The 11465-nt window shown below is 50.5% G+C and carries 7 protein-coding genes and 1 pseudogene; 1 reads left to right on the top strand and 7 read right to left on the bottom strand.

The window, feature by feature from the left end; all coding sequences use genetic code 11:
• Positions 1 to 103, top strand: a pseudogene (locus CHL74_RS16075) (ISAon1 family transposase); the annotation flags it as partial.
• Positions 104 to 116: 13 nt separating this feature from the next.
• Here CHL74_RS16075 and CHL74_RS01675 read toward each other — a convergent pair.
• From CHL74_RS01675 to CHL74_RS01645, 7 genes are all read right to left on the bottom strand, one after another.
• Entirely contained in the window at positions 117 to 578 is a 462-nt protein-coding gene (locus CHL74_RS01675; protein WP_094879395.1) for a hypothetical protein, read from the bottom strand.
• 897 nt (positions 579 to 1475) lie between these two features.
• A complete protein-coding gene (locus CHL74_RS01670) occupies positions 1476 to 4079 on the bottom strand; it encodes a hypothetical protein (RefSeq protein ID WP_141241193.1) in 2604 nt (867 codons plus the stop codon).
• Positions 4080 to 4639: 560 nt separating this feature from the next.
• Positions 4640 to 5644 carry a S41 family peptidase gene (locus tag CHL74_RS01665; protein ID WP_254923190.1) on the bottom strand — a complete coding sequence of 335 codons (1005 nt, stop codon included), beginning with the start codon at positions 5642 to 5644 and terminating at the stop codon, positions 4640 to 4642.
• A gap of 40 nt (positions 5645 to 5684) precedes the next feature.
• Positions 5685 to 8168, bottom strand: coding sequence for a glycoside hydrolase family 95 protein (locus tag CHL74_RS01660; protein ID WP_094879392.1), 2484 nt, complete (start codon positions 8166 to 8168; stop codon positions 5685 to 5687).
• A 71-nt stretch (positions 8169 to 8239) separates the two neighbouring features.
• Entirely contained in the window at positions 8240 to 9580 is a 1341-nt protein-coding gene (locus tag CHL74_RS01655) for a hypothetical protein (RefSeq protein ID WP_094879391.1), read from the bottom strand.
• A 101-nt stretch (positions 9581 to 9681) separates the two neighbouring features.
• A complete protein-coding gene (locus CHL74_RS01650) occupies positions 9682 to 10959 on the bottom strand; it encodes an alpha-L-fucosidase (protein WP_254923189.1) in 1278 nt (425 codons plus the stop codon).
• Between the two features lie 79 nt (positions 10960 to 11038).
• Entirely contained in the window at positions 11039 to 11416 is a 378-nt protein-coding gene (locus CHL74_RS01645; RefSeq protein ID WP_094879389.1) for a RidA family protein, read from the bottom strand.
• Positions 11417 to 11465: the final 49 nt, after the last annotated feature.

Here is an 11465-nt window from a genome sequence, read left to right as displayed (position 1 = left end):
TGCAGAATCTTTCAATGCAAAAGTCAAGCATTTCAGAGCACAACTTCGGGGTATCATTGACAAGAAATTCTTTCTCTTCAGACTAACAAGATTGTATGCTTAATCCACACACTTTTTCAGGTGAGCCCATATATTCCTGCAGATTCAGCGCTCTTCAATCTGAGGGTTCCTGATCCGCTAATATTGCAAGGTTTATTCCAGCCAGTAATACATACATTTTCTGTCGTAATACTGTTGTCGCCAAGCACCTCAATGTTCAATCCTTCACTGCTACTATTAATAAAAATACCATTATCGACATTATCGATGGTAACATCCAGCATCGTGAGGGTATTCGTCTCGGGATTGTAGCTAATCTTTCCCTCCACTCCCTCAATGACACTGAGGTCAGCACTGTTTTCACTCGTCACCTCCACGTCGGCAATCTTAAAGCCATAGCTGTCTTGCGCCATCGCTAATGCTGACGACATCATCATTAATATAAGCATGAAGAACATGCGCATCCATGCGCCGCCTCTTGGAGATCTCTCAAGAAGCCGTTGGATGATTGACTGTTTGTTAGTGTTTAGTTTTTTCATAATCAGTTGGGTTTAGTATGTTAAACAAGTTTTTGTGTTGTGCCATGCCCCGAAAGAGGCGTGGTTTACGTTTGCAAAGTAAGCGGTTTTACGCTCAAGTCAATTGTATAAACTTAACAAAAAATGGCCAATTCTTAACAAAATAGCCCCACTTGTGAATTTAGCGCGTGAATTGACAAGCAGACAAGGCTAACTTAGGAGGCTATGGCGTCCCGCCGTAGCCACGCAGCCACGACCATAAGCGGAAAAACATATAAAAACACAAGATTACACAGGAAGTAAAGTCAAAAGTAAGAACTTAAGCAAAAGCCAATAAATAACAAAGCAAGAATGCCCGCAGCTCCTACTGTATGCCTTGTTAATCACAGGATTTTATAACCTTGTGTTTTTCTTTGTTTTTTCCGCTTGTGCTTTTCGAGAGAGGCAACAGCCTCTCATTCATTTATGGCATATATGGTCGTGAGAACTTGTTCTCACAAGACCATATAGGACATAAAGGAATTGCCGAAGGCTCGAAAAGCACAAGCGGACTGTGGATAAAGGTTTTTGTCAAAGCCCTGCCTATTCGGCCGTCATATCGCCCGAATCTTGAATTAGGAATTTTGAGTTTTGAATTATTCTCGGCTTCGCCTGCGATTGTGAGTTATCCAATTTTGATTTGGAAGTTTTAGACATGAAGACAGGTTTTTTAGACAGGAAGACATGAAGACAGGTTTTTCTCGCGGTAGCAAACTGTAGGAGCCGCAGACATTAGCTTTACGCACGAGAATGTGTTATAAGTATAGCAGCCCGCCCATGCACCGAGAACCGTTGGTTAATACTCTTACGATGAAGAATATGGCCGTCCTTCCCAAAAAACATGTCTTCATGTCTTCTTGTCCCAAAAAACATGTCTAATCATTTCTTCACTCGCTTCGCGCCGTCCACGATGTAGACTCCGGCAGGGAGCTCGTTCCATTGCTGCGTAAGCTTCACGCCCTGAACGGTGAAGATGCCCTTCTTGCGTGCGGGCACGTCTGCTGTGATGTCGTTGATGCCGCTCGCGTCTTGCTCAATCACCACCTTGGCGGTGACCACCTCGCCGTTGAGCGCAACGGCTTTCTTCCCTGCGTCGTACACAGCACCTTCCGGCTGCTTGATGGAGCATCCGTCAAGGATGAGATCGGTAATGTCGGTGACAGAGCCGTTGGTGCCCGTCACTTCCACGTAGGCGTTGCGTATGGTGAGCGCAGCTGTCGACTTGCCAGTTCCGGCTATTCCCCACATGCCTTCGGCACTTATCTTAACGTCCTCGACAGTGATGTCAGAATTATCAATGCTTAGCGCCCAATGGTCATCGCTCTTCAGAACGAGTGTGCCGCTTCCGCTGATAGAGGATGAGCAGTCTTCCACACACAGACCTGCCCAATGTGAGTCTATTGTGTTTGTGCCCTTTATCAATATCTTTACATAATCATTCACCAAAATGCCGTTATCGTCAGCACTGCTGATTGTGGCATCCTCCAGGGTAAGAGTGTTGGTCTGAGGGTCGTAATTCACATTTCCCTCTACACCATTGATAACGCTCAGGTCATTGCGGTTATCCCCAGTCACGGCCACACCGGCTATTTGGATGCCATACTTATCAGGCTCAATCATCACAATGTCGGTGACCTTCTCTCCGTTCTGCGCCACAGCATGCAAGCCTGCTTCGAAAGCAGCGCCAGCGGGCTGGGTGATGGAGCATCCGTCAAGAACGACGTTCTGGAAGTCGCAGATCGAACCGTTGCTGCCAGTAGCCTCAACGTAAGCGTTGCGCACTATGAGCTCCTCACCACTCTCGCCATCATATCCTCCTATGCCATATAAACCTTCCGTATACAGCTTGATACCTTCAATAACAGTCTGCGAACAGAAGGCATATATTCCTGCAGATTCAGCGCTCTTCAATCTGAGGGTTCCTGATCCGCTAATATTGCAAGGTTTATTCCAGCCTGTAATACATACATTTTCTGTCGTAATACTGTTGTCGCCAAGCACCTCAATGTTCAATCCTTCACTGCTACTATTAATAAAAATACCATTATCGACATTATCGATGGTAACATCCTGCATCGTGAGGGTATTCGTCTTGGGGCTGTAGCTCATCTTTCCCTCCACGCCAGGAATGAAGCTGAGGTCAGCGCAGTTAAGGCTTGTAACATCTTCGCCGGCCACTGAGAAGCCATAGTCCACTGGAGGTGCAATCACCAGATTACCAACATACTTTCCATCAAGCATCACAGATTTACGAGCAGCGTCAAAGGCAGCGCCCTGTGGCTGTGTAATGTAACAGCCGTCAAGTGTGAGGCTATTAATGTTGCTCATAGCCACACGTGCATCAAACTCAGCGTATACGTTTTTCAAGGTGAGATCTGAACCATTCTTGTATCCATCTATTCCCGTATCTACTTTAAAAAACAGCTTGACGTTTTCGATGGTGAGAGGCTCATCAAAAATGATGATACCCTCTATAGGACTGTTAACACTTAGAGTTCCTGATCCGCTAATAGCACAATATGGCTGCTTGACAAGTATGCCTACACCTTCTGTCGTAATACTGTTATTGCCAAGCACCTCAACCGTAATGTCTTCATCTGAAATCGAGATTCCAGTATAAACAGAATTGATGGTACAATCCTCCATAGTAAGTGTTTTTGTATCAGGATTGTAACTTAACTTTCCCTTCACGCCGTCAATGACGCTGAGGTCATTATAGTTGCGGGTCGATACGTCTGCGTTACATATCGTGAGGCCGTAATACATTATCGTTGGCTCGACAACCACCTTGTCGGTAACAGTCTCTCCGTTGAGCGTCACGCTCTTACGCTGCTTGTTGTACTCAGCGTTCTCAGGCTGCTGGATAAAGCTTTCTTCAAGAGTGAGCCCACTGATGCCGCAGACAGAACCTTCGCTGCCAGTAGCCTCAACGTATGAGCGGCGTATGGTGAGCACATCATTGTCGTTATTTTCTCCTGCTATGCCACACTTGCCTTCGGCATAAAGATATAGGTTCTCGATAGTGAGCGAAGAATTCGACATTTTCAGTGCACTATATTCTGAAGTGTTCAGCCTTATCTCTCCACTACCATAAATAATTGTTTTTGATTTTTTGAGAAGTATGGGAGTACGTGAAGAAGTGATGCTGTTTTCACCAACAATCTTAATCTTAATTTTAGTCTGATTTAAAGCCACAATACCGTCTTTCTCAGAATTGATGGTTACATTCTTCATGTAGAGAGTGTTGGTCTCAGGATCGAAGTTTATCTTTCCCTCCACGCCTGGGATGACACTGAGATCGGCGCAGTTATCACTTGACACTGCGACGCCGGCAACCTCAATGTTGTAGTATTTGGTCTGCGCCTGTGCTAACGCGGACGACATAACAGCTACGATGCACAGAAAGAACATCCGTAGCCACATGGTGGTAAAAGGAGTGTTCCCCCTTGGCACCGAATACTGATGTGAGTTTAGTTTTTTCATAATAGTGGGTTTTAGTATGTTAAACAAGTTTTTGTGTTGTGCCATGCCCCGAAAGAGGCGTGGTTTACGTTTGCAAAGAAAGCGGTTTTACGCTCAAGTCAGTAGGATATTTCTTACAAAAAATGGCCAATTCTTAACAAAATAGCCCCACTTGTGAATTTAGCGCGTGAATTGACAAGCAGACAATACTAACTTAGGAGGCTATGGCGTCCCGCCGTAGCCACGCAGCCACGACCACAAGCGGAAAAACATATAAAAACACAAGATTACACAGGAAGTAAAGTCAAAAGTAAGAACTTAAGCAAAAGTCAATAAATAACAAAGCAAGAATGCCCACAGCTCCTACTGTATGCCTTGTTAATCACAGGATTTTATAACCTTGTGTTTTTCTTTGTTTTTTCCGCTTGTGCTTTTCGAGAGAGGCAACAGCCTCTCATTCATTTATGGCATATATGGTCGTGAGAACTTGTTCTCACAAGACCATATAGGACATAAAGGAATTGCCTAAGGCTCGAAAAGCACAAGCGGATTGTGGAGTCTGGTTTTTGTCAAAGCCCTGCCTATTCTGCCAGCAAATGTCTGGCACGCTCTATTATTGTGTCCTCGCCCTTCAACAAATCGTCCTGCGAGAGACCGACGTTATAGTCGGGGTCGATGCCGAACTCGGTGGACACTCCGTCCTTGTCGTACATGGGGCATGCGGAGAAACGCACGCTCCATCCGTTGGGCAGTTCCGAAGAGAAGGGCATGCCGGCACCGCCACCCGTGCGGTCGCCGACGACGATGACATTGGGGAAACACTTCATGTACTTCACAAATTCGTTGGCGGCGCTGTATACGGCACGGTTGGTAAGTACAGCCACACGCTTCTGCCACCTCAGACCCTTCGACGGCTTGAGGCGCTGCTCCGCCATCTTCGAGAAGTCGTTACGACCCTTACCCGTCTTGTGCTGCATATATCCGACGAGTGTCTCCTCGTTGGTGAACCTTGCCGCCAGCTGTTCGGCACTCGTCACAAGTCCGCCCCCATTGTCGCGGATGTCCACAATAAGGGCGTTGCACGTAGCGAGATACATCATCACGTCGTCAAGATTGCCCTCCCCCATCGGATTGGCGAAGGACGGACAGCGGACATAGCCGATGTTGTCGTCGAGGATGCGATAGCGCAAGCCCGAGGCAATGCGATAGTCGGTGCCGAGATAACGCGAGAGAAGCGTGTCGCTGACGTTGGAGGGATAGTCCTCGTGCCACGACCAGTAACGCGCCACGTCCCACGACGCATACATGTTGACGTGTCCGTCACGCAGCTCGCCGAGCATATTGCCAAGCACTTCGAAGAGCTGCACGGACGTCATGCGGTCGTCAATCTGACGTGAGTAACGCTCATGCACCTCGTCCCAGTCCAGTCCGTACGCCTTCTTCTTATAGTCGAAGAAGCAGTAATGTTCGTCCACGGCGCTCCACAGAGCCTCGAAGTTGCCACGCGGATTGTCGGCATACTCGTCCTCGTCAACGCATGAGGAAAGCATGCAGAGACAAACCGCGCAGCAAAGGCCAAGGAGCATCTTGAGTGATGTGTTCCTTATATACATTATATATACGTTTTTACTTCATTAACTTAATGTTTCCGTTGGTGTCCAGCCCTACGACGTACGTCTTGCCAGCCTTTGTGGAGAAGCGAAGCGTCTTGTCAGCGTAACGCACCTCACACGGCTCGCCTGATCCGGAGCGGATGACGGCTTTCTGGAGCTTGCCGCCTTCCCAATGGATGTCCACATGGAAGTTGCCCCTTGCACGCAGACCCGTCACGCTTCCCTTTGCCCATGCGTCAGGCAGGGCAGGGAGCAGATGAATGAAGCCCATGTGACTCTGGAGCAACATCTCAGTGACGCCGGCTGTACCGCCGAAGTTGCCGTCTATCTGGAACGGAGCGTGCGTGTCCCAAAGGTTGTCGAGGGTGCCGTTCTTCAGCAGGTTGCCATAGAGAGTGTAGGCATGGTTGCCGTCATGCAGACGTGCCCACTGATTGAGCTTCCATCCCATTGACCATCCTGTGGCTCCGTCGCCTCTATGCTCGAGCACCACCTTTGCTGCTTTAGCCAGTTCGGGTGTGGTGACGGGCGAAACGGTATGGCCTGGATGGAGTCCGAAGAGATGATTGACGTGGCGATGCTCGTCCTTCGGGTCGTCGATGTCCTTCGACCATTCCATCAGCTGTCCGTAACGTCCAATCTTATACGGAGCCAGATGCTTCAGCGCGTCCTCCCACTGGCGGCGCTCCTTGGCGTCCTTGCCGAGTGTGCGGTTTGCCTGAACAGCATCGAGGAGAATCTCACGGATGACGGCGTGGGCGAAGGTGGCTCCCTCATCCACGGGTCCGTGTTCGGGCGAGGTGGACGGTGCGGCTGTATATACTCCGTCGGGACGATGCCACAGATAGTCAGCGGCAAAGTCGGCGCTTCCCTTCAGAATGTCATAATATTCGGCAAGGAAACGACGGTCGCGGGTAAAGTCATAATAGTTCCAGAGATGAGTGGCGAGCCACGGTCCGGCAAACGGAGAGAAGTTCCACGACATGTCCTCACTGGAGAGCGGCGTGGTGAATCCGAAGATATTGCCCGACACGGATGTGGTCCATCCACGTGTACCGAAGTATGACTTTGCCGTCACTTCTCCGGGCTTGATGAGCGTGCGGATGAAGTCGAAGAGGGGCTGCTCGCATTCGGAAAGCGCCGTCGGACAAGCCGGCCAGTAGTTCATCTGTAGGTTGATGTTGTTGTGATAGTCCACTCGCCACGGTCCGTCCACATTGTTATGCCATACTCCCTGAAGGTTGGCTGGCATATCGCCGGGGCGCGACGAAGAGATGAGGAGGTAACGGCCGAACTGATAATAGAGCTGCTCAAGGTAGGGGTCCTTGGCTCCCTGACGGTAAGCCTCAAGGCGTCGGTTGATGGGCATGTCGGTGAAGGTGGTGTTGTCGCCCATAAGGTCAAGGCTTACGCGACTGAAGAGGTTATGATAGTCGGCATAATGCTCCTTGAGCAGACTGTCATAGCCTTTGTCCGCAGCCTTATCGAGCCACGTAGCGGTGGTGGCAAGCGGATTGACACCGACGTATGCCTTGGGGTCATGGAAGTCGGGGTCGTAGTTGGCGCGATAGTCCGTGTCGGCGGTGATGAGGAACACCACCTCGTCAGCACCCTTCACCGTGATGCGTCCGCCCTCATTGATCAGCGTTCCGCCGTGGTTGATGGCTTTGATGCGGATGGCGTACTGCATGTCGTTGTTGTCCAGACGGGCGTCCCACAGCAGGGCGTCAGATCCTACGGCGGTCAGCTTGCCCTCCGAAACGGGATTGGGGGCATACGAGAAGGTGAGGTTCTGCATGCCTTTCTGAGATGCCTTGAAGCGTACGGCAAGGACATTGGCGGGGCGACTGATGAAGTATTCGCGACGATAGTCAATTCCGTCTTTGCTGAACTGCACGACGGCAAGGGCGGAATCGAGCGAGAGAGAACGGCGATAACCAGTCATTCCGACTGCGCTAAGCCCGGTCTCTACGTAGAATTCGCCGGCTGTGGTGAAGCTTCCGAAGCGGAACGGATCCTCAGCGTACGACTCGTACGGCACTTCACTGTTAAAGTTCTTCTTAGTCAGTTGTGAGGCACGCTCCCAGTCGTTCTCGGCAAACGCCTTGCGGATGTCGGCGATGACATGCGCCGACTGCTTGTTGACGTTCCAGTAATAGTCGGCTCCCTTCTTGGTGTTGGGACCTCCGCGCCACAGCGTCTTCTCATTGAAGGTGATGCGCTCAGCCTCAACGGAGCCGAGAACATTGGCACCAAGCGAGCCATTGCCTATAGGCAGCGACTGCGACTCCCAGTCTGAGTCGGGATTGGTGGCGGTGTCGCCGGCAGAGATGGGCTTCTTACCGCCGGTGAAGTTTTCGGGATGGCCGCCATACCAGATGGCCTGTCCGCGCAGAGATACGGGAGTGTCAAACCAGTAAGTAAGGGGCGTTTGGGTTTGTGCGGTAGTTGTCAGCGGAGACAACAAGAAAAGAGAATAAAGAGATAATAGTTTCATGCTTTTGCTTTAGTTGGATTAGTCGGATGAAGGCGAGAATGTGTCGTGACACATTCTCGCCTTTCATCTATTTATTTCTGTATTTTAATGGTCTTGCCATTGGCATAACGCACGATTGTGACGCCCTTGGCAGGTGCGTTCAGACGGCGTCCGTCGAGCGAGTAATAGCCTGTGATGGCAGAGTCAGCGCTGTCGGTGAGTTCCTTGATGCCGGTCTCTGAATTGTCATTGCCTACGCGGCACTTGGCAGCATTGTCGATAACAGTCTTTGTTACGGCCTTGGTGTTCGGGTCGATGGTGCTGCAGATTATCAATGCACAAACGTTCAGCTTGGAACGGTCCTGAATGAGGTTGTGCTGTGAGATGTTCTCGAACGTAACAGTGGGCTTCTGCATTTCGCCTACTGTGTAAGGAGCTGTCAGCGAGCCTTCCACACCATACTCAACACCCTTGCTGGCGATGGCAACCTGATTGAACGTCAGACCACTCACCTGTGATACGCCGCCCAAGAAGGGAGCGTATTCCTCCGGCAGTCCTTCGATGCCGTCCCATTCGCCTGCGGCAACATTCTGTACCCACTTGTCGTTCTTCAGTCCGTCGGCAGTAAGCACGTAAGCCACCTCGTACTTGTCGTTCTCGGCAGTGGGGAGGCACGGCAGCACGTCTGTTGAGACGATGATGTTATTGCCGCTCTCGTCAAAGTTTGCCTTTACGTTGATGTCGAAGCTGGCAGTCTGATTCATAGCCATATAGTATTCGCCCTCACCGGTGTAAGAGTTCACCTTTTCGTAACGGTTAAACGTAATATACGGTCTGCCAGTCCATTTAGACATTAGTTCTGTATATGCGTTTGTCCTCATTGCGTCGTCGTGGATGGAGATGCCGATAAAGTCATCCGGATGGATGCGCTCCATATACTCCATGATGGCGATGCCGCGCGGACAGTACTGACACCACAGACCAGTAACATCCTCAAAGACAACGCGCTTCTTAGGAGCCTGCAGCACAGTGCTGCGTGTAATCATCGTATACGGTATTGTCACCTCGTTGAAATGGCCGTCCACATGCGTTATGTTTAACGTAACATCCGACTCACCGATTTTTGTTCCGGGCTTGATGGGGATATTCACATCCAGGTTATCAGCAAACGGTGTCTCGAAGTCCATGTTGATGGGTTCGGATGTCTCATTGGTATCTGGATCGAAAAGCGTGTACGTAATCTGGCTTACAGGGTTGGTACCCCAGTTCGTAAGTCGGATTGGCACGTTCACGTATTCGTCAGAAGGAGTGACTGTAACCTTAGGTTGGAGCTGAGACGGAGCAACAGAGTAAGTGTCGGCTGCCACATTGAGTGACATCGTAGTCAGCATCACGAAGAGAAGCGTGATGAAATGGAGTAGTCGTTTGGTCATAGTAATATGAATTTGATAGTGAAAATAATGATTTATTTAAATGCAAAGCGGTGCCTATACGCGAAGATTACTTCCGCATAGACACCGTTTTTTATATAAGATTATAGTTGAAGTTCAACGACACGGTCGATTTCGGTCGGTACGTTATCGAAGCTGATAACTACGCCGCCCTGACATTTCTGTGTTTTTACGGCGCGACGGCTAACAAAGTCGACAGCGCTGCGCACCTTCTTGTCGCCAAGCGGCAGGAAGAGCGACTTGTCCTGGAGGTTAAGGATGTGTACGAAGAGGCGGTTGCCCTTCTGCGTGGTCACTCCCCAGTCATGCGGTGCGATGAAGCCTCCGCGTGTGCCATAGATGGTCTCGCCGTACACCTTCATCCACTCGCCCATCTTCTTGAGTCGCTCCACAGCCACTTCAGGAAGGCATCCGTCCGGCTGCGGGCCGATGTTCATGAGGAGGTTGGCGTTGCGTCCGGCTGCTCCTACGAGGTAATGAACGAGAGTGGTGTCCGACTTATAGTTCTGGTCAGTGATCTTATATCCCCACATGCCGTTCATCGTCTCGCAAGTCTCAAGAGGCAGACGCGAAATCTGCTGGCCTGAGAGTCCGGCTGTGTTCTCACCAGGCAGGTCGCGCTCGAACATCTGGAAGTCCTCGCCTTCGAACGGTGTCTGGTGATGGTTGTTGCCGATAAGGCAGGCGGGCTGCAACTTATGGATAAGGGCATACTGCTCGGGCAGCTGCCAGTCGAACGACGGGTTCTGGTCCTGATCCCACCAGCCGTCAAACCAGATGGCTCCCACCTTGCCGTAGTTGGTGAGCAGCTCTGTCAGCTGATTGTTCATAAACTGATAGTAGCTCTTCCAGTCACCATTGGGATTGGGACGTCCTGTTCCTCTGCCCGTACGGCCCCACGGAGCATCCTCACGCCACCAGTCGATGTGTGAGTAATAGAGGTGAAGACCGATGCCCTGCTTGTGGCACTCGTCAGCAAGCTCCTTAACGATGTCGCGCTTGAACGGTGTGGCGTCCACGATGTTATAATCAGAATACTTGGTATGGAACATCGAGAAGCCCTCGTGGTGTCTGGTGGTGAAGCAGATATACTTCGCTCCTGAAGCCTTGATGGCTGCCACCCAATCATGCGCGTTGAAGCGTGACGGATAGAATCCGCCAGCCAGTTTCTGATACTCGCGATAGTTGAGGTCCTTGTTGGTCATTGTCCACTCGCCGGTGGCGAGCATGCTGTAGAGACCCCAGTGAAGGAAGATGCCGAACTTGGCATCCTGAAATTCCTTGCGTGCCTCAAGATTCTCTGCGGTGGGTACGTAATGGTCCTCTGCGGCAGCCTTCGGCGTAACCGAATAAGCCCCCATTGCCACCGAAATGGCAAGGAGGGCTGATGTGATACATCTTTTCATACAATGATTTATTGGGGTGAAGAGACGTACTGTATTACTTAACGGCAATGCATTCCACCTCTACCAATGCGTCCTTCGGAAGAGTCTTCACGGCAACGGCTGAGCGTGCCGGGAACGGCTGTGTGAAGAACTCAGCGTAAACCTCGTTCATAGCGCCGAAGTTGGCCATGTCTGAGAGGAACACTGTGGTCTTTACGACGTGAGAAAGGTCGACACCTGCCTCGCGAAGGATGTTCTGTGCATTGGTGAGCGACTGACGTGTCTGCTCCTTTACACCACCCTCAACGAATGCGCCCGTAGCGGGATCGATGGGTAACTGACCTGATGCGAATACCATGCCGCCTGCCTCGATAGCCTGTGAATAGGGACCGATTGCTGCAGGAGCCTTGTCTGTACTAATCTGCTTGTTCATAGTTGTAATGATATTATTTTTAGGGTTTATATATGTTACTTATTATGAG

It is taken from the genome of Prevotella sp. 885 (assembly GCF_002265625.1).
Classification (GTDB): Bacteria; Bacteroidota; Bacteroidia; order Bacteroidales; family Bacteroidaceae; genus Prevotella.
The sequence above is the reverse complement of the archived record's forward strand: the minus strand, read 5'-3'. Positions and strand labels throughout refer to the sequence as shown.

What these genes read in the sequence shown, in the direction of transcription:
- CHL74_RS01675 (WP_094879395.1), bottom strand. Translation starts at nt 578, where the DNA reads ATGAAAAAACTAAACACTAACAAACAGTCAATCATCCAACGGCTTCTT.
- CHL74_RS01670 (WP_141241193.1), bottom strand. Translation starts at nt 4,079, where the DNA reads ATGAAAAAACTAAACTCACATCAGTATTCGGTGCCAAGGGGGAACACT.
- CHL74_RS01665 (WP_254923190.1), bottom strand. Translation starts at nt 5,644, where the DNA reads ATGCTCCTTGGCCTTTGCTGCGCGGTTTGTCTCTGCATGCTTTCCTCA.
- CHL74_RS01660 (WP_094879392.1), bottom strand. Translation starts at nt 8,168, where the DNA reads ATGAAACTATTATCTCTTTATTCTCTTTTCTTGTTGTCTCCGCTGACA.
- CHL74_RS01655 (WP_094879391.1), bottom strand. Translation starts at nt 9,580, where the DNA reads ATGACCAAACGACTACTCCATTTCATCACGCTTCTCTTCGTGATGCTG.
- CHL74_RS01650 (WP_254923189.1), bottom strand. Translation starts at nt 10,959, where the DNA reads ATGGGGGCTTATTCGGTTACGCCGAAGGCTGCCGCAGAGGACCATTAC.
- CHL74_RS01645 (WP_094879389.1), bottom strand. Translation starts at nt 11,416, where the DNA reads ATGAACAAGCAGATTAGTACAGACAAGGCTCCTGCAGCAATCGGTCCC.